Annotated in this window: 18 protein-coding genes and 1 tRNA gene; 2 read left to right on the top strand and 17 right to left on the bottom strand. The window is 51.4% G+C overall.

Going from position 1 to position 22,465, the window contains the following annotated elements:
- Positions 1–14: 14 nt before the first annotated feature.
- The 16 genes from AOQ57_RS02925 to AOQ57_RS02850 all read right to left on the bottom strand — a co-directional run bounded on the left by AOQ57_RS02925 (position 15) and on the right by AOQ57_RS02850 (position 19,204).
- Positions 15–758, bottom strand: a complete 744-nt coding sequence (locus tag AOQ57_RS02925) for a CpsD/CapB family tyrosine-protein kinase (RefSeq protein ID WP_093625057.1) — start codon at positions 756–758, stop codon at positions 15–17.
- Between the two features lie 15 nt (positions 759–773).
- On the bottom strand, positions 774–1,547 hold the full coding sequence (locus AOQ57_RS02920) for a YveK family protein (RefSeq protein ID WP_093625055.1): 774 nt from the start codon (positions 1,545–1,547) through the stop codon (positions 774–776).
- On the bottom strand, positions 1,547–2,551 hold the full coding sequence (locus AOQ57_RS02915) for an LCP family protein (RefSeq protein ID WP_093625053.1): 1,005 nt from the start codon (positions 2,549–2,551) through the stop codon (positions 1,547–1,549). Before AOQ57_RS02915 ends, AOQ57_RS02920 begins: the two co-directional genes overlap by 1 nt.
- A 419-nt stretch (positions 2,552–2,970) precedes the next feature.
- A complete protein-coding gene (locus AOQ57_RS02910) occupies positions 2,971–5,589 on the bottom strand; it encodes a GbpC/Spa domain-containing protein (RefSeq protein WP_093625051.1) in 2,619 nt (872 codons plus the stop codon).
- 586 nt (positions 5,590–6,175) lie between these two features.
- Positions 6,176–7,318, bottom strand: coding sequence for an IMP dehydrogenase (gene guaB, locus AOQ57_RS02905; RefSeq protein ID WP_093625049.1), 1,143 nt, complete (start codon positions 7,316–7,318; stop codon positions 6,176–6,178).
- Positions 7,319–7,529: 211 nt separating this feature from the next.
- Complete coding sequence (locus AOQ57_RS02900) at positions 7,530–8,303, bottom strand: DUF1129 domain-containing protein (RefSeq protein ID WP_093625047.1); 774 nt, start codon at positions 8,301–8,303, stop codon at positions 7,530–7,532.
- Between the two features lie 33 nt (positions 8,304–8,336).
- Positions 8,337–9,434 carry a redox-regulated ATPase YchF gene (ychF, locus tag AOQ57_RS02895; RefSeq protein ID WP_093625045.1) on the bottom strand — a complete coding sequence of 366 codons (1,098 nt, stop codon included), beginning with the start codon at positions 9,432–9,434 and terminating at the stop codon, positions 8,337–8,339.
- Between the two features lie 13 nt (positions 9,435–9,447).
- Positions 9,448–9,648 (bottom strand): DUF951 domain-containing protein, encoded by a 201-nt coding sequence (locus AOQ57_RS02890; RefSeq protein WP_093625043.1) that lies wholly within the window; start codon positions 9,646–9,648, stop codon positions 9,448–9,450.
- Positions 9,649–9,660: 12 nt separating this feature from the next.
- Positions 9,661–10,494, bottom strand: coding sequence for a ParB/RepB/Spo0J family partition protein (locus tag AOQ57_RS02885; RefSeq protein ID WP_093625041.1), 834 nt, complete (start codon positions 10,492–10,494; stop codon positions 9,661–9,663).
- A 13-nt stretch (positions 10,495–10,507) separates the two neighbouring features.
- Positions 10,508–11,428 (bottom strand): nucleoid occlusion protein, encoded by a 921-nt coding sequence (locus tag AOQ57_RS02880; RefSeq protein ID WP_093625039.1) that lies wholly within the window; start codon positions 11,426–11,428, stop codon positions 10,508–10,510.
- An 18-nt stretch (positions 11,429–11,446) separates the two neighbouring features.
- Entirely contained in the window at positions 11,447–12,184 is a 738-nt protein-coding gene (rsmG, locus tag AOQ57_RS02875) for a 16S rRNA (guanine(527)-N(7))-methyltransferase RsmG (protein WP_093625038.1), read from the bottom strand.
- Between the two features lie 177 nt (positions 12,185–12,361).
- The gene (gene rihC, locus AOQ57_RS02870) at positions 12,362–13,279 is read right to left on the bottom strand and encodes a ribonucleoside hydrolase RihC (protein ID WP_093625036.1); all 918 of its coding nucleotides are present in this window, start codon (positions 13,277–13,279) and stop codon (positions 12,362–12,364) included.
- A gap of 104 nt (positions 13,280–13,383) precedes the next feature.
- A complete protein-coding gene (locus tag AOQ57_RS02865) occupies positions 13,384–14,583 on the bottom strand; it encodes a NupC/NupG family nucleoside CNT transporter (protein ID WP_093625034.1) in 1,200 nt (399 codons plus the stop codon).
- Positions 14,584–15,325: 742 nt separating this feature from the next.
- Complete coding sequence (locus AOQ57_RS02860; RefSeq protein WP_093625032.1) at positions 15,326–16,696, bottom strand: amino acid permease; 1,371 nt, start codon at positions 16,694–16,696, stop codon at positions 15,326–15,328.
- A gap of 306 nt (positions 16,697–17,002) precedes the next feature.
- Complete coding sequence (locus AOQ57_RS02855; RefSeq protein WP_093625030.1) at positions 17,003–17,746, bottom strand: amino acid ABC transporter ATP-binding protein; 744 nt, start codon at positions 17,744–17,746, stop codon at positions 17,003–17,005.
- A gap of 3 nt (positions 17,747–17,749) precedes the next feature.
- Entirely contained in the window at positions 17,750–19,204 is a 1,455-nt protein-coding gene (locus AOQ57_RS02850) for an ABC transporter substrate-binding protein/permease (RefSeq protein WP_093625028.1), read from the bottom strand.
- 464 nt (positions 19,205–19,668) lie between these two features.
- On the opposite strand from AOQ57_RS02850, the gene tyrS reads away from it, so the two are divergent.
- Positions 19,669–20,922, top strand: coding sequence for a tyrosine--tRNA ligase (gene tyrS, locus AOQ57_RS02845; protein ID WP_093625026.1), 1,254 nt, complete (start codon positions 19,669–19,671; stop codon positions 20,920–20,922).
- 256 nt (positions 20,923–21,178) lie between these two features.
- Positions 21,179–22,192: a tryptophan--tRNA ligase gene (gene trpS, locus AOQ57_RS02840; RefSeq protein ID WP_093625024.1), complete on the top strand. Its 1,014-nt coding sequence runs from the start codon at positions 21,179–21,181 to the stop codon at positions 22,190–22,192.
- A gap of 164 nt (positions 22,193–22,356) precedes the next feature.
- Here the strand turns inward: trpS and AOQ57_RS02835 are convergent.
- A tRNA-Glu gene (locus AOQ57_RS02835) sits at positions 22,357–22,428 on the bottom strand.
- Positions 22,429–22,465 lie beyond the last annotated feature (37 nt).

Here is a 22,465-nt window from a genome sequence, read left to right as displayed (position 1 = left end):
CTTCCTACTTTATTTTACGATTCTTCCTCGTAGTCATAACCATAGCCGTAGCCATAACCATAACCGGCATCATCATCGTAAACGTCGTTCATTACGTAGCCTAAAATATTCGCCTTAGAAATTTTCAGCATTTCCACTGCTCGACGAATGGCGGCCTTCTGGGTCACCCCTTGGCGCACCACTAAAACGACCCCGTCGAGGTGGGTTGACAGAACCTGGGTGTCCGTCACTTGAAGCATTGGCGGCACGTCTAGAACCACAATGTCGTAAGCCTCACGCACCCCGTTAATCAACGACTGCATTCGCTGGGAGCTTAACAGTTCTGACGGGTTCGGCGGTACCGGACCGGCCGGCAGGACGGACAGGTTCTCAACCCCGCTCTCCTTCACAACATCAGCTAAGTCAATTTCATTGCTATCACTGGCTAAAATCGTCGTGAGGCCGTGTCGGTTGCTGAGGTTAAAGGTGGTGTGTAGCGTCGACCGGCGCAAGTCGGCATCGATTAGCAATACCCTTTTCCCCTCCTGGGCTAAGGCAATGGCGACGTTAGCGGTCACGGTGGACTTCCCTTCCGAGATGCCGGAAGAGGTGAAGGCCAGGGTTTTAAGCGACCGGTCAACACTCATAAAGTGAATGTTCGTCCGAATCGTTCGGAACTGTTCGGCGGGTCCGCTCTTCGGGTCGGCTAGCGTAATCAGCTTGGCCCCGTTTTTAATCGTATCGTCAGTTCCCATGTAACGGTGTTTAAATAATCCCATGTGATTGCCTCCCCTCTAGACCCGGCGGTGGCTTACGCCTTGTTGTTTATCTTGTGGCCTGAATTCAAAATCATCCGGCATGTAAATTTCGCCAACTTGACCCAGGTTAGTCAGACCGAGCTCATTGGTCATAAATTCGTTATCCTGAACCGTGGTATCCGTTAAGTCTCGAATTACCACATAGGCAAAACTGATAATGAAGCCGAGCACAGCCCCAGCCAGCGCAAACAGTTTTTTATTCGGGAATGACTGCCTGGTTGGTGTTGTGGCCTCAGAAACAATGGTCACGTTGTTAACGTTCATCATCGAGCGGATTTGCTTCTTGAAGACCTGCGCCACCGTGTTGGCAATTACCTTGGCCTCCGTTGCGTTCCCTGCCTTCGCGTTTAAGGAGAAGACCTGCGAATTGGTTTGCGTGGTTACCGATAAAGAGTCCTTTAACTTGCTTACGCTCAGTCTGTAGGCCCGCTGGCTCCCACGCGGGTTCGCTAACTGCTTGGAAGCTTTCTTTAAAATTACCTGGTTGGTGATGATGTCCTTGTAGGTGTTAATCACCTGGATATCAGCCTGCTGGTTAGTGTAGGCCTGGCCGTTGTTATCGTTGCTGGTACGTTGGTTAACCAGCAACTGGGTCGTTGCCGTGTACTGGGCCGGAATCACGAATTCAGCCAACCCCCAGGCAATCACCCCAAGGGCAACCGTCCAGAGAATAACCATCCGCACGTGCATGTAAAACAGCTTCCATAGTCGCTGCAAATCAATCGAAGTATTATTCTTTTCGTTTTCCATTAATTACTCTCCGTCTTAACTGTCAGTTGTTTGAGACCGAGGTTAGCCCGAATCTCGTTGCTTACCCGTTGCCGTTCGGTTGCCGAAACCACTTCAAACGATTCCCCGCTGATCATCTGAGATTCCCCCTGAGCATGATCGGAGGTGACGGTCTTCCCGGCTCCCCGGTAGTGTAGGGCAATGTTCATCATGTTATTAAAGGTAAAGTCCGTTTGTGTTTCGTCGGCAATGCTGTTCAAAAACGACTGGTTTAAGATTGCCTTATAGGAAGCAGCCTTCTTCAGAAGGGCGGCAATTACCAACCGCTGGCGTTCCTGGCGGCCGTAATCACCGTTTGGATCCTCATGGCGCATCCGCGAGAAGGCTAGGGCCTGGGCCCCCTTCATCGTGTAGGTCTTCCCTTTTTCAAAGGTATAACCGCAGTAACTGAAGGTTAACGGCGAAGTAACGGTCACCCCGCCAATTTGGTTGATCGCCTTTTCAAGTCCGCCCATGTTAACGAGCACGTAGCCGTCAATCGGAACGTTGTAGTATTCCTTGATGGTTTTAATTGTTTCCTTAACGCCCCCGTAAGTGTAGGCGGCATTAAGCTTAGATGGCGACTCACTACTGTAATCCGGCAGGGTCACTTCCATGTCCCGCGGAATGCTGACGATCGTCGTTTTTTGCGTCTTCGGGTTGATCGACATCATCATAATGGTGTCGGTTCGCCCCTTGTAACTGCGGCCCAAGGCCCCGGTGTCGGTTCCGAGCAGAAGAACGTTAATTGGTTTTTTAGCGTCTAATAACTTATTCAGATTGCGGCTCTTAACCACCCCACTTGGGGAGTACATATTATTGGTGGCCACGCGAACGTTGCGCCAAGCCATCCCCGCAAAGAAAAGTGCGACGACAACAACCAGCCCCACTAAAATCCACACCCACTTCAGCCAGCGGCGCCGGTGATGGTGGTGGTGATGATGGTGGTGCTGAGAAGAGCGATTATTTAATTCCTCAGAATCCATGCTGACCTTCCTTTTGTGTCTTTTTAGGCGATATTAATTAATACTTAACTTATTTTGATACGACTTTACCTTATATTCAAGCCTGAATTCGTCATATTTTGGTCATAAATATATATATCGATAAAAAGGGAGCTTATTTTACTTTAACTAAGGTCCGTTTCATCGCAAACTACTGTTGTATAAAATATACATCTATATCTTCTTAGTCAATTAAGATTGTTAGATTACCCAGTAATTCTGCTAATTGCCTTTTCAATTGATAATATTGATTTTTTGTGAACTTTTTTACCCTAAATTAGTTATCCATTATGTGCGCCATCAAATAGGCATAGAAAAAGAAAAGGCGGTGCCTGGTCTAAGTACCAGGTACCGCCTAAAATTTAACTTGTAGCTGTGTTAATTTGATGGAGTTAACCTTCTCATGATCTCTTTTTGAGGAAAGAAGCTAGCTGAGTGAATCCCAAGAACGAAACAATGGCTAAAAGAATCGTCCCCAGCACCCCTTGCTTGGTCTCTTTCTCGTTCCCAGTTTGAGGAAGGCGTTTTTCATTGGTTGGTTGGGTTACGGTAGAAGTCTGCCGTACCGCTTTTACAGGGCTAGGTTTTGTTGGTTCAGGTGTTTTATTTAGCTCCGTCGGTTTGGCCGGCTCAGTTGGCTTGCTTGGTTCCGCAGGCTTGTTTGGTTCAGTCGGCTTATCCGGCTCGGTTGGCTTATTTGGCTCCGCTGGCTTATCCGGCACCGTCTCTTTAGCAACCTTTACTACCTTGGCTAAATGCCACTCAGCACTTGGAACCTCGGGAGCCTGCGGTTTTTCACCCGGCTTCTCATGGTCAAATTCTGGTTTCGGTGCGGTTGGCGATTTAACAGTTTCCGATTTTGAAACCGTGAGCTGGTTGTATTCAACATTCGCAGTCGGCTTAACGGGTTCTGCCGGTGGGTTACCAGGATCTTGCGGAACGGCAATCGATGAATTGATGTTAAACCAGTAAGAGGTGTTGAAGTCTGGCGTATTACCGCTGACATCAAATTCAATATAGTCCCCGGTTAGCTTCATCGCCCCGGCCCCGTAGTACTTGTTTACCGGCCACTTGCCGTCGTTGGCGCTTGGCACATCATCCCATCCAACGGTTTTCGACGCCGCAACCCAATTTTGGGCCCCGCCATGGGCTAAGATATATTTATTATTGGTAATGTCTGAATCAGAAGTGTAGAAGGTTTCGCCCGTCTGCTTGTTTACGTATCCATACATATCATCAGCATCAAACTTTGCGCCTTCGGAAACCCTTTGGTTACTATTAACCGAGTAAACCCAGCCATTCTCATTAAGGGTCACTGACGAACCAGGAATGCCCACAAATTCATTATTACCAATGTTGACCCTTTCCAGGTGGTTCATCTGAATGGTTTCTTGCTGCCCACTATCGCTAATATATGGAATGGTCGTGTAGTGATTCAAGGATGCTAAGCTCAAAACGGCCTTCCCGTCTGAGGTATCGAACTTATTACCGTCGCTACCATAGAAGGCGATTGTCATCTTAACTCGTAAATGATTATTAGGGTCGGTGGAGTTGCTTCCCACCCAGATGGTTTCGGTTGGGTCGTGCATAATCTGAGCCATGACTTCATCCGTGCCGTCGGATGAGCTCTCCAGTTCATACTTATAAACGACATGATCAATCGGCTTCCCATTGTACGTCGCCCCGGTAAGGTTGTGGTAGGTAACGGTCACCGGCTGGCCCTTTTTAAGGACGATCCAAGTATTCTCGGCTTCTCCATGAGGATTGTTCTGCTGGTAAGCTGTTTTATTGCCACTGGCATCCTGCATGGCATCAAGAGATGCTTTATCAAAACGGCTAATGACGTCTTTGCTATTAAGCTGATCCGATACTTCCTTCGTCATGTAGGTATCGGCCCCTTCAATCGTCATCGTCGCATCCTTTTGCTGTTCAAAAACCAGGCCTTGCGCGGCCACTACTGCCCCGGCCCCTTGTGATTCCGCGGCTTGTTTTTGATATTCCTTAAAGGCCTTGTTCTCTTCATCCCACTTCTTTTTCTGATCAGCATAGACGGCCATTTGCGCTTCATAGTTACTAAGTGCCTGCTGGTATTCAGTGATTGCCTTGTTGATCGCCTCTGTCATCGTGGCGTACTTGCTCAAAGCATCAGCACTACTATCAGCCTCGGATGAATCGTTCTGGTTAACGGTCATGCCAAGCTGCTGGGCTTCCTTAATGGCCTTCTCCAGTTCAGTCGGTAATTTAACCGTCGCGCTAGTTACCGTTTCTTCATTTCCATTACTGCTCGTAGTGGTTTGGGAAACATCGGTTAAATTACTATCGTTCTTAAAGTCAGCAAGGTTTTGAGCATTTCTTTCTTTGTAGCGCTGGTATTCCGCTTGCTCCTGATTGTACTTTGCTAACGCCTGTTCATATTCTTGCTTAGCAACCTGGTAGCTATTAACCGTGTCGTTGTATTTCTTCAGTGAATCCTGGAAGGCTTGAACGGCTTGCTTATAATCACTGGTTGTCTTGTTAAGATTGTTAATTTGGTTAGCGTAGTCATCACCAGCCGCTTGAACATTGTCATACGTTTGGTCGGCGGTCTGGGTCGTCTTTACGCCGGCAGCATTGGCCTTATTAACTTCTGAATCAAGGGACGCCGCTTGATCATTGGTGGATAAATTGGTTTTGGGATCTAACGTTCCGGTCGTTGTCGTGGTGGTCGTGGTCCCCTGGCTATCCTTCGTGGTGGTTGTTGTGGTCGTCTTGTTAATTAAGTTACCGTCACTTGCCTGATTGCCGGCGACCCTGACATCATCCGTAGAAGCCGAAGACGACGCACTAGTCCCGCTGGTTTGAACACTGGCAGCATTGCTAGTATTACTTTCCGAAGAAGTTGCGGCGTGGGCTTGAGGCGAACTCAATACAAAAGAAAACAAGGCAACCGACGCCACTCCAATGCTAAGCTTCCTAAGCGAGTAACGCGTAACCTGTTCCCGATACTTTTCCTCTTTTAAGCGATAATTCTTCTTCCCCATAATAATGTCTGGTCCTTTCAAAAATCCGATTGTGCATTGTCTAACTAACCGATTGTCTGTATTTTTCACCGCCTGGGCGGGGGAACTAGCCAGCGGGTAAATCGTGGATACCGCCGGTTGATTCCCCCAAGCAGCGGTTGATCGAGCGCATTTCAGTCAAAGAACCGACGCTTATCTTTCGCAGGACCTGAATTACCATTCCTAAAGATGTACCTAGGGTGGAAAATACTGCTGCAAATATTCTTTGGTGATCTGTTCTAAAAATGATTAATTATTGCAACCCACCTTTTAAAACTCTGAAACCGCTTCAATTATTGCAGATAAATTTTACAAAAACAACACAAAAAATCCTAAAAATTCTATCATTATTTTAATGAAATTTCGTGATGAAAAGCTCGTCTAGATTGTAATAAAATCGCGGTTTATAGCCTAAAAGAGCAAAAAAGCAGAATTGAAATCGGGTTAATAAGGCTAAATACTAGAATGTGGTTAATAGAATGTCGGCTATCCTTATATAAATCATTATTATGACAAAAAGAAAGGGCTGTGACATGCTGTCACAGCCCTTTTCGTCAATCAGTTTTGCTTATTTGTAGTTTGGTGCAGCCTTGGTGATTTGAACGTCATGCGGGTGGGATTCCCGTAACCCGGCGTTCGTAATTTGGACGAACTGAGCCTGGTCAATCAGGGTTTGAATGTCGCCGGCGCCGACGTAGCCCATCCCCGAGCGCAGTCCGCCGACCATTTGGAAGATGACGTCGCTAACGTCACCCTTGTATTCAACCTGGGCTTCAATCCCTTCCGGAACCAGCTTATTGGCTTCATTAACCCCGCCTTGGAAGTAACGGTCCGAGGAGCCATGGGATTGGGCCATCGCTCCCACGGAGCCCATTCCCCGGTAAGCCTTGAACTTCTTACCGTTAACCTCGTAAACTTCGCCCGGGGCCTCGGTTGTCCCCGACAGCATTGACCCCAGCATAACGGCGTTTCCACCCGCCGCCAGGGCCTTAACGATGTCACCGGAGTACTTGATCCCACCGTCGGCGATAATGGCCTTGCCGAACTCACGGGCCACGCTGGCTGCATCGTACACAGCGGTGATTTGTGGAACCCCGACCCCGGCAACTACCCGGGTGGTGCAGATCGAGCCAGGGCCGATCCCGACCTTGACAACATCCACCCCGGCCTCAAATAGGGCCCGTGTTCCTTCGGCCGTGGCCACGTTCCCGGCAATCAGCGTGGCGTCCGGGAAGTGTTCCCGGATTTCGGCGATCTTACGCAGCACCCCAGCGGAGTGGCCGTGAGCCGTGTCGATGACGATTGCATCGGCCCCGGCTTTAAACAGTGCTTCGGCGCGTTCAAAGGTGTCAGAAGTTACCCCAACGGCGGCGGCCACCAGCAAGCGGTTCTGGTCGTCAACGGCGGCGCGGCTCATCAGCGAGTTCAGGGCCACGCTCTTAACGTTGGCAACTTCGCCAGCCTGGGCTTGGATTGACATGTTCTTGTGGACAACCCCCATTCCCCCTTGCAGGGCCATTGCGATCGCCATCGAAGATTCGGTCACCGTGTCCATCCCGGCGGAGATGAACGGCACCTTTAGCTTAAGGTTCTTAGCAATCTGCGTGGACAGATCAACCTCGTTTGGCAGCACGTGGCTTTCGGCCGGAATCAGCAGCACATCATCAAAAGTTAGCCCCTTCTTGGCGAACTTGGTATCCCAGTTTGACATCTTTGAACAGCACTCCTTTAGAAAAAATTATATTGGTTAGTACTTTACTCGAAATATCGGCTTTGGTCAATCATTCCCAGGATTTCTAACCTAATTTTCATCTTTTTGGCCGGAATTTAGAACCGATGAACTAGGGAGTTAGATAATTGTTCGGATTTAAAAAAGGGCCGCGGTAAAAATCCACAACCCCTCTTTAATTTAAACGATTTAATTAACGGCGCCGCCGGTTCGCCGAAGTGCCAAAGAAGCCCCCGGTAATGTGGTAGCGCTGGCGGAAGTAGAGGTCTAAGAAGAAGGCCACGACCCCCAGCACCAGGTAAGCCCAGGCGTTTAAGACCGGGTTAATGGCGTTCGGCAGGAAGGCAACCAGCATGTAGACCAGAATCCAGGCCACGAGGGCCCCGATGACCAAGGCAATCCGCACCCAAAGCGGGTGCCGGTGTTCCTTGCCGTTTTCATCCACCGTTGGTAACAGAACCTTGTTGACGTACCCAAAGGCCGCCCCACCGGCGATGGCTACCAGGAGAATCGCTACGATCCCGGCGCTCCCGTTTTGGGCCAGGCGTAAGGAAGACGGCTGCATCAGCCCCATCAGCCCGAACATGAAGGTAAAGATGGCGAAGAACATCAAGCCGTTGTCAACGGACATCAGAATCGTTGAGGACCTTTGCTGTTCAGCAACCGGCTTCTTGGGGTGGAGCAGCTCGTCGGCATGCTTCGTCGGCGTTCCAAACAGCGCCTTAGCGGTTTGGCCCTTCTTTTGGCCTTCCTTTAAGGCCGTCATGGTCTGTTCCAACAGGGCCGGCTTGGCATCAGCCGAGGCCCCCTGGGCGTCCAGCTGCTTGTTGAGTTGGTACATGAAGTCTTCATTTTTACGGGTCAGGCCGGCGTTTTCAAACATCATCCCGGCCTTTTGACGATCCTCTTTAAGGTGTTGGCGCTGGCGTTGTCCAGCGGCCGCGTTTCGTTGTTCCTGTTCACTCACGGTGGTATCCTCTCAATCGATTCTTATTCCTGACTAAACGTTGAAACGGAATTCAACGATGTCGCCGTCTTGCATCACGTAATCCTTACCTTCGAGGCGTAACTTGCCGGCTTCCTTGACGGCCGCGTGGCTTCCGTACTGGTCCAGATCGCTAAACGACATCACTTCGGCCCGGATAAAGCCCCGTTCAAAGTCGGAGTGGATGATGCCGGCCGCCTGCGGAGCCTTAGTTCCCTTACGGAAGGTCCAGGCGCGCGTTTCCTTGCCCCCGGCGGTGAAGAAGGTTTCCAGCCCTAAGAGCTTGTAAGCGGCCCGGATCAGGCGGTTTAAGCCCGGTTCCTCGACCCCTTCCATTTCCAAGAAGTCGGCCTTTTCCTCTTCATCCATTTCGGCAATTTGTTCCTCGGCGGCCGCGGCGATCCCAATTACCTCACCGTCACCGGCAACGTGTTCCTTGATCGCGGCCATGTACTTGGCGTTGTCCGGGTTAGCCATGTCATCTTCGGCAACGTTGGCCACGTAAAGGACTGGCTTGGTGGTTAATAGGAAGAGCCCCTTCACAATCGGCATTTCATCGGCGCTGAAGTCCACCGAACGGGCCGGCTTGCCGGCTTCGAGGACCGGCTTAAGCTTTTCCAAGACGGCCAGTTCAGCTAGGGCGTCCTTATCACGCCCCTTGGCAGCCCGTTGAACCTTGGCCAGGCGGTTGTTAACGGAATCAAGGTCGGCCATGATTAATTCCAGGTTGATCGTGTCGATGTCGTCGAGGGGGTCCACCTTCCCGGTCACGTGGGTGATGTCATCGTCATCAAAGGCGCGGACCACGTGAACAATGGCGTCGGTTTGGCGAATGTTTTCCAGGAACTTGTTTCCCAGACCTTCCCCCTTGGAAGCCCCCTTAACGATCCCCGCGATATCAGTGAATTCAAAGGTGGTCGGCACGATCTTCTTGGCCGGAATCAGTTCGTCAATCCGGTCCAGCCGGCTGTCCGGCACTTCAACCATCCCCACGTTGGGGTCAATCGTTGCAAACGGGTAGTTCGCCATTTCGGCCCCCGCTTTGGTGATAGCGTTAAAGAGGGTTGACTTCCCAACGTTAGGCAACCCCACGATCCCTGCAGTTAATGACATAGCTTAAACTCCTTTAATTCTCTTCTTTTTGGGCCTTTTCCAAGACCTTTTTCATCCGCTTGTTAAAATCGTAGCGGCTCATCATGACGATGTGGCCACAGCCGGTGCATTCGATTTTGATGTCGGCGCCGACCCGAATGATTTGCCACCGGTTCACCCCGCACGGGTGGGGCTTCTTCATCATGACGATGTCGTTTAAATCGTACTCTTCCATATTCAATTCCCCCTAATCAAAGTGCACCCCTAACAACTCCAAGATCCGATTCAAATCCTGGTTGGAGCCGTACGGAATCACGATCTTACCCCCCCGGCGCTTGGCCTGAAGGGAAACCTTGGTACCGAACTTCTCGGCCAGCTGATTTTGAGCCTCACGCAAATAGGGGTTGGTGCTTGTCTGCACCGGCCGCTTCTTCGCCGTTCTTTGGATCCCGGTCACAATTTCTTCCAGCTGGCGAACGGTCAGGCCCTCCTGGCTGGCTTGCTTGGCCAGCTTGATCAACTGACGCTCGTCCTTGACCCCCAAGAGGGTGCGCGCCTGGCCCATCGATAGCTCCCCGGCCGCTAGCATTTCCTTGACCGGGACGGGCAGCCCCAGCAAGCGCAGGTAATTCGCGATGTAGGGCCGGCTCTTTCCCAGCCTGGCGGCCACTTGGGCCTGGGTGAGGCTGAGGCGTTCAATCAGGGTCTGGTAGGCCTGGGCCTCCTCCAATGGGCTCAGGTCCTCTCGCTGGAGGTTTTCTAAGACCGCCACTTCCATCATCGCCCGGTCGTCAATCACCCGGATAATTGCCGGAATCGTCTTCTTCTGGGCCAGCTTGCTGGCTCGCAGGCGCCGCTCGCCGGCAATCAGCTCGTAGCGGTTCAGGTTTGGATCCGGCTGGCGAACGATAATAGGCTGAAAGACCCCCGCGGCCTCAATTGACCGGGCCAAATCCGCTAAACTCGCCTGATCAAAGGTCCGGCGGGGCTGGTAGGGGTTAGGCCGAATGGCTTCGACGGGCAGTTCCGTAACCGCCTCACCCGGGCCGCGTGGCGCGGTTAGTTGTTTTGCATCGCTCATTGGATCGCTCCGCCTAGTCCGCCGGGGCGACAATCGTGATGGTCAGCTCCACCCCGTTGTCAGTCGGCGTTTCTTTGACCTTGGTCTTAAAGCCGTTGTCGTTAACCAGCTTGAGCGATTTCTTAATCGTGTTAACGGCAATCCGCGGGTCGGAAACCTTAACGCGGCTGGCAACCTTCTTCGTTGCCTTCTTCCCCTTTTTCGTCGGGGCGCTGTCTTTTTTAACCGTCAGTTCTTCATCCAAGCCAAAGAGTTCGCGCTGCTTTTGAGCTTCTACCTTGCTTGGCACCGGCTTCCCCTGGAGGCGGGCAACCTCATCTTCGGTCTGGCGAACCGTCCAGTCGTTGTTAACGACCTTCATCAGGGTCTCACGCTGCTGGTCCTCGGTCAGGCCCAGCATTGCCCGGCCGTGACGCTCGGAGATCTTGTGATCCATGATCGCGTTTTGCACCGGCGTGATCAGCTGGAGCAGCCGCAGCTTGTTGGCGACAAAGGACTGGCTCTTCCCCATCCCCTTGGCAAGGGCCGATTGGGTGAGCTTATTTAATTCCATCAGTTTTTGGTAGGCCTGGGCCTCTTCAACCGGGCTCAATTGCGAGCGCTGCAGGTTTTCGATCAGGGCCAAGGAGGCGGTCTCCTGGTCGCTCATCTTTTCGACAATCGCCGGGGCCTTCTCCCATTTCAAGAGGCTCATCGCCCGAAAGCGTCGTTCACCGGCAATGATTTCGTACTTGCCGTCCTCGTATTCACGCAGGATGATCGGCTGCAAGAGCCCGTGTTCATCAATCGTTTGGGCTAATTCCTGGATTGCCGTCTGGTCAAAGACCTGGCGGGGTTGGTAACGGTTCGGGACAATCTGAGCCAGGGGCACTTCAACGACCTGGTTTTTAACCGGCTCCTTGCTCTTCCCAATGTTAAACAGTGAAAATGCCATTTCTTTACTCCTCAATCGTTAGACGTTAATCAGTGGCTTTTTGGCAGGCACGCCCGGGCGCCGGGGGTACTTGGTCGGGCTCTTTTGGACCTTATCGATCACCACCAGGTTGCGTTCCTCTGCCTCCGGCTTGGTGGGCAGGGTAAGGTTGGTGACGCCGGCCACCTGGCCCCCCAGCTTTTGAATGGCGCCCTGGGCAAGCTTCAGCTCCTCATTAACGGCGCTGGCCTTATAAGCTAAGAAGTGACCACCGACCTTGGCCGCCGGCAGGCACAGCTCGCTAAGCACCACCAGGCGGGCCACCGCCCGGGCGGTTACCAAGTCAAACTGTTCCCGGTAGGCGCTCTTCTTGGCCGCAAAGGTTTCGGCCCGGTCGTGGACCAGGTGAACGCCGGTTAGGCCGAGCTCGTCGCAAAGGTCCCTTAAGAAGTTGATCCGCTTATTTAAGGAATCAACGATCGTAACCTCCAATTGGGGAAAGGCGATCTTCAGCGGCAGCGACGGGAAGCCGGCCCCGGCGCCAATATCGCACAGGTGTAAGGCTTGGCTTTGCAGCTGCGGGAACGCCAGCGCCCCGGTCAGTGAATCGTAAAAGTGTTTCAAGTAGACTTCATCAACGGCTGTAATCGCCGTTAGGTTTAAGTGTTCGTTAGTTTGAACCAGCAGCTGATAGTAACGCGCAAACTGCTCCATTTGGGTTGTGGTCAGCGCAATGCCGTGGTCAAGTAAGGCTTGACGAAATTCTTCTGGGTTCATAGTTAATTTCCTTTCCGTGGAACATCTTGTTCCACGTTACTACCACTTTACCCTAATAACCCCGTGCTTTCAAGCATTCCCCGCCCCAAAGCGGGGTGATTTCCCGGGAAATATCACACCATAAAAAAGCGGAGCCGTGACAAAATTGTCACCGCCCCGCTCTGTAAGGAGATTGGTTTAGTTGATCTTGGCAACTTCTTCCAAGAACCACTTGTTAAAGGCTTCGGCATCAATGTCAACGCAGACCTTAGCGTTAGCCTTGCCATCGTGGTAAGCCCCCCGGACGTCACCGACCGTGGCCCCAATGGCCGGGCCAGCGGTAACCACGTCGATCCACATTTCCTTAGTGGTGAAGGCCTCGGGGTGGAGGAGGTAGAAGATGGTGTTAACGTCGTGCATTGGGTGACCATCTTCATTATCCCCGTCGTTGTAATGAGTCACTAGGTCGTGAAGCATCTTACCGGCTTCGCCCATTTCCAAGAGCTTCTCTTGGCTGGCTGGCGTCAAGAGGGCCTTTAAGGTCACGTCTAGGCCGACCATTACGATCGGAACCCCGGCGTTGTACATGATCTTAGCGGCATCAGGATCGGTGAAGACGTTGAATTCGGCAGCGGAGGTCATGTTCCCGCCGGAAACCGAGCCCCCCATGGCCACGATTTGTTTGATGTGGGACTTCACTTCGGGGTATTGGGTGAAGAGCAAGGCAATGTTGGTGTAGGACCCAGTCGGAACCAAGGTTACCTCGTCTTCGGCCATAATGGCGTCACGCAAAGCTTCCACCGCTGTTTTAGCAGCTGGCTGACCGTAGTCGTCGCCAAAGTCGTAACCCGGCATCCCAGATTCACCGTGAATGCGGGCGGCGTCTTCAAACGGCTTGACTAGCGGTGCTGCTGCCCCAGCCGCAACTGGGATCCGGTCGTTTTGGCCAAAGAAGTGGACAATCTTCAAGGCGTTGGCAGTTGTCTTGTCAACGGTAACGTTACCGGCCACCGTGGTGATCAACTTAAGGTCCAGTTGCGGGTCGTTAATCGCCATCGTCAAGGCAGCTGCGTCATCAATCCCCGGGTCAGTGTCCATAATAATCTTCATCGTCATAATCTCTACCTCCAGTTAATTGTAATTAAGTAGGCGCTTTATCCTACCGGCGAAAAAAGGAGTGTGACAGAAATCCGTGATTTCATCGTCACACCCCTCAATTTTTACCAAACGAAGATACCGACAAAGGCGGCGGAAAGAAGGGAAACTAAGATCCCGGATAACAACAGGTAGCCAATGTTGTTGGCGATGTAGTCGTTATCTTCCTTACCAACCAGGCCCTTGAAACAACCGATGATCATCCCAAGCGTTCCGAAGTTGGCAAAGGAAGTAACAAAGGTCGTCAAGACCGCCTTCAAGTGTTCTGGGTAGTGGGCAATTTGGCCGGTAACGTTACCCATAACAACGAATTCGTTAGTAACCAGCTTCATCCCCATGTCTTGGGAAAGCATCCAGGCTTGGTGCACCGGTAGTCCCAGCAACCATGAGAACGGGAACATGATGACCCCGAGGATGGATTCCAGGGAGAGCGGCTTCCAGAAGAGGCCTAAAATCTTGTCGATCAAAGCAGCCAAGGCAACGAAGGCCACAACGTTGGCGATGATGATCAAGATCAGCCGGCCGGCACCTAAGATTGAGTCCCCTAAGAAGGAGAAGAATGGTTCACGCGCCCTACCATTTTGGTTAACCGTTTCAATCGTGTCTTCTTCTTCTGGCACGGTTACGGGGTTCATCAAAGAGGTAGCGATAAGGGCGTTGATAATGTTAATCGGCACCGCGGTCAGAATGTATTGACCCGGCATCATTTGAATGTAAGAACCCAGGATGGAGGCCGTGATACAAGACATGGACATCATGGCGATCGTCAGGTTCCGTTCACGAGTTATCTTGCGCAATTGCAGCCCGGAAATGGCCAGCACTTCGGTGTTCCCTAAGAACATCATTTCAACCGCGAAGAAGGATTCAAACTTCGGTTGCCCAGTGATGAAGGACAGCCCACGTCCGATCCACTTGATGACCCATGGTAAGAAGCCAATGTAAGTCAAAATGTCAAACATTGGAACGATCATCAGGATTGGCATCAGGGAAGAACAAATGAAGTTTAAGTTCTTGACGTTGTACCAGTCACCTAATGCAAAGACCGTCCCCTTGGCCGAAACATCAACAATCCAAGTGAAACCGTCGGCGGCAGCCTTAACCCCGGCCCGCCCAGCGGCAGAACCAGTCAGGAACCAGGCTAGTAATAAGTTAAGGACCACCATGATGGCAATGGCTTTCCAGTTAATGGCCTTCTTGTTCTTGGAGAAAAGAAATCCGATTGCCAAGAAGACAATCAATCCAAGAATATTGATCGCAAGATACATTGAAATACACCTTTCTTCAATAAATGAATAATTGCAACAAACGCCCCTCCACTAGCGTTAACTAGCGGGGGGACGAACTTTATATTGCAAGAATAACATTGATTAAGAAAAAGTAAAGCCGGCTAGCTGGTAATCTTTGTGAAAAATTGGTAGCGTTTTCGCGATCGTTCGTCAGTACACCGTTTTACATTAAGATTTCGGCCCTTGGAACCGGTCTCAAATTTTCACAAACTATTTTTTAGCTCCCATCCAATTGCGCTAACTTTTCGCGAGTTAGTAGGCTTTGTTTGAAAGGCCTTTCTTTTTGTGTACCCGTTTTCACTAAATTAATCGTTTTACTAAGGTAATCGTTTCACCGACCGATTTACGGCATTATTCGGCTTCCCTTTCCCGGCGGAACGGGGTGCCAATTTTTTCATAAAAAAAACTAGCCACCGGGGTGAGGTGGCTAGTCGAATGGAAAGACTTTCTGCCGTTGCAGTTGGACAGTTAAGCTAATTTCTATTTACCGTTTACCTGACGAATTACTTTCATGTACCAAGGAGATGGCAAAGTGCCATTGCTAAACCGACAACTAGTCTTTAAGGAATTTAATGGGTTGATGTGATGTGGGGTGAATATTGAATTACGAATTGTTGATAACAAACATCGACGAGTATTTCTTCTCGATTACTAATCAGCAACGGTGTTTGAATCCTTCCACACTCTTATTATAATGAAATCGCTTTCTAAATTCAAGACGTTACTTATTTTTTTCGGTCCCCGCCTTATCAGCGGTTAAAAAGTGGTAGCCGATGAATAAGCAGGCAAAAAAGACCATGGAGATAATCAGCGAAACCCGCGTCTCCGGTACGATGAAGAGGATGATTAAGACGAAGATGAAGAAGATGATCGTCACCCAGCTAGTGAGCGGGTAGCCCGGCATCGAAAAGCCGGCGATCCCGGCCGGGTGCTGCTTACGGTAGGCAATGTGGCACCATAAGATAATCAGCCAGACAAAGACGAAGTTAATCGTCGAGACCCCGGAGATGATGTTAAAGATCCCCGCCGGCATGATGTAGTTCAAAACCACGACCACAAACAGGATCAGGGACGAGAAGGTCAGGGCCTTGTTCGGCACCGCCTTATTGGAGAGGGCAGCAAAACGCTTCGGGGCGTTCCCCCCGGTTGCCAAAGCGTATAGGGAACGGCTAGTCGAAAAGATGGCCGAGTTGGTTGCCGACATGGCGGCCGTCAGGACCACGAAGTTTAAGATTGCGGCCGCCGACGTCACCCCAATCCCGGTAAAGACCTGAACGAAGGGGCTGGAAGTCGTGGTGATCCGGTTCCAGGGGTAAACGGCCATGATGGCGATCATCGACCCGATGTAAAAGAGCCCGATCCGGACCGGTAAGGTGTTAATGGCCTTTGGGATATCAGTGTTGGGATCGCGGGTCTCCCCGGCGGTCAGCCCCACCATTTCAATCCCCACAAAGGCAAAGACAACCATTTGAAAGGACATCAAGAATCCGTAAGCTCCGGTTGGAAATAGCCCGCCGTGGTTGACCAGGTTGGCAAAGGAGGCGTAGCCCGTCTGCGTCTTGGTGTGGAAAATAACCATGGCAAGCCCCACGACGATCAGGGCCACAATGGCCACGACCTTGATTGTGGAGAACCAGCTCTCCAGTTCCCCGAACAGCCCGACGTTCACCATGTTAACCAGCATCAGTAAGACCACGATTACCAGCGGGCCTACCCACTGCGGGAGGTTGGGGAACCAGTATTTGAGGTAAATCCCCGTCGCCGTTAAATCGGCCATCGCAAGCGACAGCCAACAGGACCAGTACGCCCAGCCGGCGATGAATTCCATCCGGTCGCCAAGGTACTCCTTGACCGAATCGATAAAGGAGTGCTTGGTGGGGTCAGCCAACAACAGCTCCCCTAAAGCCCGCATCATGAAGAAACAAAAGATCCCCACGATTAGGTAGGTCAGGATGATCGCCGGCCCCGCGGCCCGAATGGCGCTCCCGGAACCGAGGAATAACCCGGTCCCAATCGCTCCCCCGATAGCAATCATCGTGATGTGCCGGCTCTTTAGCGAGCGTGATAGCTTTGGTTCAGTTTGCTTATCCATTTATCTTCCTCCTACGTGTGATTTGAGGAGAACCAAGTGATAAAAAAAGACGCCCCTGGTATTAACACCAGGGACGTCATCACACGCGGTTCCACCCATCTTCATAGACTCATCGTCTACCTCTCGGTCAATAAAGGAACCACCCTTTTTGTACGCGTACGTGCCATTCGGTTTGACCGGGCTTTCAGCTATGCTCCGGCTCTCTTTGCTAACCTCTAATTGTAATCTAATTTTTATTATAATAGAACCTGCGGTAATGTCAACTACTTACTCAAAAAAAGCGCCCCCAAGGGGGACACCTTTCGATTAAGCGTTTAAGACCTTATCCAAGAAGCTCTTGGTGTCCGGGTGCTGCGGGTGATCAAAGATCTCTTCCGGCGTCCCCTGTTCGCGAATCACGCCGTCGTGGAAGAAAATAACCCGGTCGGCAACTTGCTTGGCAAAGCCCATTTCGTGGGTTACAACGATCATCGTCATTCCCTGCTTGGCCAAGTCCTGCATAACCTCCAGCACGTCCCCGACCATTTCCGGGTCCAGGGCACTGGTTGGTTCGTCAAACAGCATCACATCTGGGTTCATGGCCAGCGCCCGGGCGATGGCCACCCGCTGTTTTTGTCCCCCCGATAAAGTGGTTGGGTTAACATCAGCCTTGTCCTTCAAGCCCACCATTTCCAAGTACTTGAGGGCTGCTTCATCAGCCTCTTCCTTGGTCATCTTCTTGAGCTGAATTGGGGCCAGCGTGATGTTTTGCTTTACGGTCATGTTCGGGAAAAGGTTAAAGTGTTGGAACACCATCCCGATGTTTTGACGCACCAAGTCGATATTCGTCCGCTTGTCTGCAATGTCATAACCATCAACGTAGACACTGCCGGAATCCGGTTCTTCTAGCCGGTTTAGACACCGCAAGAAGGTACTCTTCCCCGATCCGGACGGCCCGATCATGCAGACCACTTCATTTGGTAACACGTTGAGGCTAATGCCCTTTAAGACCTCGTTATTGCCATAGCTCTTATGGAGGTCCGTTACTTGAACTTTGTATTTCTTATCCATAATTTAAGCCATCTTTCTTTGTACGTAGTTCGAGAGCCAAGTCAACAGGGTGATGATGATAATGTAGATCCCCCCGATGATTAACCACATCTTGAACCCTTCCATGTTACGAGCAATGATAACCGTCCCGGTTTGGGTAAGTTCCATGACCCCAATGGCAGACAGAATTGACGTGTCCTTTAAGGTGATGATTAACTGGTTAACCAAAGATGGCACCATAATCTTGATCCCCTGCGGCATAATAACCTTCACTAAGGCCCGGTAGTACGGCAGCCCCAGCGATCGAGCAGCTTCCCACTGACCACGGTCAACGGCCTGGAAACCACCCTTAACGGTTGCCCCGACGTAGGCCCCTTCGTCAAGCATCAGGGTTAAGATCCCCGCGGTAAAGAGCGGAATCTTGTGGCCGATAACGGACGGCATCCCGATGTAGATGAAGAAGGCCAAGACGATCATTGGCATCCCCCGGAAAATGTAGATGATGACGGAGGAAATTGACGATAGGATCTTCCCGTTGGAAATCCCCATTACCCCGAGGATTACCCCAAAGAGCAGGGCTAAGGCGGCCCCGACAACCGTCAGGAGCAAGGTTTCACCTAACCCGCTTAAAAGGGCGTCCCGGTTGGACTTAATCAGGCCCCAAATACTACGGTCGGTCTCGGTTTGGGACTTAGCGGCATCACCCTTGGTGTACTTGTCGATGATTTTTTGCATCCGGCCAGTTTCCTTGAGCCAGGTGATCCCGTCGTTCAGCTTGTTAAGCAGTTCTTGGTTTTGACCCTTCTTAATCCCCATGGCCACCGGCGTGGAGTTAATTTCCTTCGTCACGATCTTAAGCTTGATCCCGTTACGGATCCCGTATTGAAGAACCGGGCCATCATCGAAGGTTGCAGCGGCGTTACCATTCATCACGTCGTTCCACATCGTGTTCGAGGTGTTGAAGTACTTAACCTTAAAGCCGTACTTTTTCTTGACGGAGTTGGCGTAAATGGCGCTGGCGGTCCCGGACTTAACATCAACGGTCTTGCCCTTTAACTGACTCAGCTTGGTGATCTTACTTTTTTCCGGTACGGCCATTACAACCCCGTCCGTGTAGTAAGACTTGGTGAAGTCAATCTTCGCCTTCCGTTCGTCGGTGACTGACATCCCCCCCATGTTCGCGTCAATTTGGCCGGCTTCCAGCGCGGTCAAAGTGGCGTTGAAGGACATGATCTTCAGGTTATATTTAAAACCCTCGTGCTTAGCGATTTCCCGCAGCATTTCAATTTCAATTCCCGGGTTTTTCCCATTGTAGGTCCCGTTTTTATCTTGAATTTCGAAGGGTTCGAAGGTGTCGACCGTTCCGATCGTATAAGTTTTTTCGGCATGAGCAGATTCACTGCCGATCACCATCACTCCGAGTACAACTCCGGCTACAACGGCGAGACTAGTGAGTCCTCGCTTAAGCCAATGCTTCATCCTTACCACTCCCTTACGTTATTTTTTAAGTTACTAGTTCCACTCTATCATATTAGAATCCTTAAGGAAAAGGAAAGCTCTCCAAAAACGTTGATTAAAAAGTTGTAATCATTTTCTTAGAGTAAATATTAAGTCAATTAGCACTATTAACTTAATTTTGTTAAGTCTGAATTCTGTTGACAGGGGTTAGTTCCCGTGGTAAATTCCAAATAGTTACATTGTGATGGGAATCCAGTAGAAACCGTCCCACTGGTCAAGAGAGCTAATGGTGGCTGGAAATTAGCGCACGGGCGACTTTCGAATTACGCTCCCATCTTCTTTTAATCTAAATCCGCGTTAAATGAGGTACGCTGTGAGCGTATAAAAATGGGTGGTACCACGGCTTGGCCGTCCCTGTGCAAGAGCATGGGGGCGGTCCTTTTTTATTCATTTAAAGCGGAAACACCGTTATATGGAGGATCTTTATGAACATTATTGACGAACTCAAGTGGCGCGGGGCCCTGAACCAGGCCACTGACGAAGAAGGCCTGCGGAAACTGACCGAAGAAAAGAAAATCGCCTTATACTGCGGGACCGACCCGTCTGGCGACAGCCTTCACATTGGGCACCTGATTCCCTTCATGATGCTCAAGCGGTTCCAGTTGGCCGGCCACAAGCCGGTGATTCTGATCGGAGAAGGAACCGGGGCGATTGGTGATCCCTCCGGCCGCAAGACGGAACGTGACCTGCAAACGATGACCCGGCTGCAACAAAACGTTCAGTCGCTGACCCAGCAGATGATCCGCCTGTTCGGGACCGAAAACTTCACCATCGTTAACAACTACGACTGGCTGTCCAAGTTCACCATGATTGACTTCTTGCGCGACTACGGGAAGCTGTTCAACTTGAACACGATGCTGAATAAGGAAGTGGTTGCCTCCCGCCTCGACGCCGGGATCTCCTTCACCGAGTTCACCTACCAAATCCTGCAAGCGATCGACTTCTTGCACCTCTACCGCCACAACGACGTCCAACTTCAAATTGGGGGCTCCGACCAGTGGGGGAACATCACGTCGGGGATTGACCTGATCCACAAGGTTGAAGGCAGTGACACCAAGGTCTTCGGGCTGACAATTCCGTTGATGCTCAAGGCCGACGGAACCAAGTTCGGTAAGACCGCCGGGGGGGCCGTTTGGCTCGACCCGAAAAAGACCTCCCCGTACGAATTCTACCAATTCTGGTTCAACCAGGATGACCGGGACGTTGTTAAGTACCTCAAGTACTTCACCTTCCTGTCCCAAGAAGAAATCGCCGCACTGGAAGAAAAGGTTCGCACCGAACCATGGAAGCGCGAAGCCCAACGCCGCTTAGCCCAGGAGGTTACCACCTTTGTCCACGGCCAGGATGCCACGGACCAAGCCGAGAAGATCTCGGCCATCCTCTTCTCCGGCAACATCCAGGACCTGACGACGGCCGAAGTCGAACAAGCCTTTGCCGGCACTCCGAGCGTGGAAGTCAGCGCCGAACCGGCTAACCTGGTTGATTGGCTGGTCGCAACCAAGATCGAGCCTTCCAAGCGTCAGGCCCGTGAAGACGTCAAGAACGGCGCCATTCGGGTTAATGGCGAAAAGGTAACTGACATTGAGGCCACCCTCGACCCAACCGCCAAGTTTGACGGCAAGTACGTGGTTGTCCGGCGCGGTAAGAAGAACTACACCCTGGCAAAAGTTCGCGCCTAGGTCTTTTCAAGAACTTAAGCAGGGCTTACAATAGTCAGTAATCAGACCGGGAAAATAGTAGAAGGAGCCATAACAGAGACGGCTGAATTTGGTGAAACAGCCGGCGCCCCTTCGAATTGGAGCCGCGGTCACAATTTGATACACCAGTAAGTGACGGGAAATTCCCGTAAGATAGGTGGCACCGCGGTCATTCGTCCTATCCCTCTTGGGGGTAGGACGTTTTTTTGTTGGCGCCGCCACGGAAAGGATGTCCATTATGAGTAAAAAAGTTGTTTTAACCGGTGACCGCCCAACCGGTAAGCTGCACATCGGGCACTACGTCGGCTCACTGCGCGAACGTGTTAAGATGCAGGAAAGCGGCGAGTTTAATCCCTTCATCATGATCGCCGACCAGCAGGCCTTGACCGATAACGCCCGCGACCCCGAGAAGATTCGCCGCTCCCTGACTGAAGTGGCCCTTGACTACCTGGCCGTGGGACTGGATCCCGCTAAGTCAACCCTCTTTGTTCAATCCCAGATCCCGGCTTTGGCCGAACTCAACCTCTACTACCTTAACTTAGTGACCGTTTCCCGCCTGGAACGCAACCCAACCGTGAAGGCCGAAATCCAGCAAAAGAATTTCAACCGTTCGATTCCGGCCGGCTTCTTCACCTACCCGGTCAGCCAGACCGCCGACATCACCGCCTTTAAGGCCGACCTGGTGCCGGTTGGTGATGATCAGGAACCAATGCTGGAACAGGCCCGCGAAATCGTCCGGACCTTCAATTCCATCTACGGTGACGTTCTGGTGGAACCAGAAGGCGTCTTCCCGCCAAAGGGCCAGGGACGGATCCCTGGTTTAGACGGTAACGCTAAGATGAGCAAATCCCTGGGCAACGCCATCTACCTATCCGATGACGAAGACACCTTAAAGAAGAAGGTCATGTCAATGTACACTGACCCGAACCACATTCACGTTGAGGACCCAGGCCAAGTCGAAGGCAACGTTGTCTTTACCTACCTCGACATCTTCGACAAGGACGTAGCCAAGGTCCAAGAGCTAAAGGAGCAGTACCGTCATGGGGGCCTGGGGGACGTCAAGATCAAGCGCTACCTGATGGAGGTCTTAAACGCCGAACTGGCCCCGATCCGGCAACGGCGCGCCGAATTCGCAACTGACCTGCCCGCCGTCATGGATATGTTAAAGGCCGGCAGCGACCGGGCCAACCAGGTGGCCGCCAAGACCCTAGATGAGGTTAAGGACGCCATGGGGCTGAACTACTTCAAATAATTAATTTCCCAGGAAATAGATTAAGCATTCCAGTGTTCACAAACCGAGCACTGGAATTTTTTGATTTGTCAACCAACCACGGGTTTTTAGGGCTTTCGAACCCGGAACCCGTGGTTGGTTGACTACGAAAAAAGCCACTCGCACGAAGCGAATGGCTTTAAGAATGACCCGTACGGGATTCGAACCCATGATACCACCGTGAAAGGGTGGTGTCTTAACCACTTGACCAACGGGTCATTTAAGGACGAATATGATCTTATCAACTATTCGTCC

The organism is Limosilactobacillus gorillae (assembly GCF_001293735.1).
GTDB lineage: Bacteria > Bacillota > Bacilli > Lactobacillales > Lactobacillaceae > Limosilactobacillus > Limosilactobacillus gorillae.
Note: the sequence above shows the minus strand (reverse complement) of the source record. Positions and strands in the feature narration are given on the sequence as shown.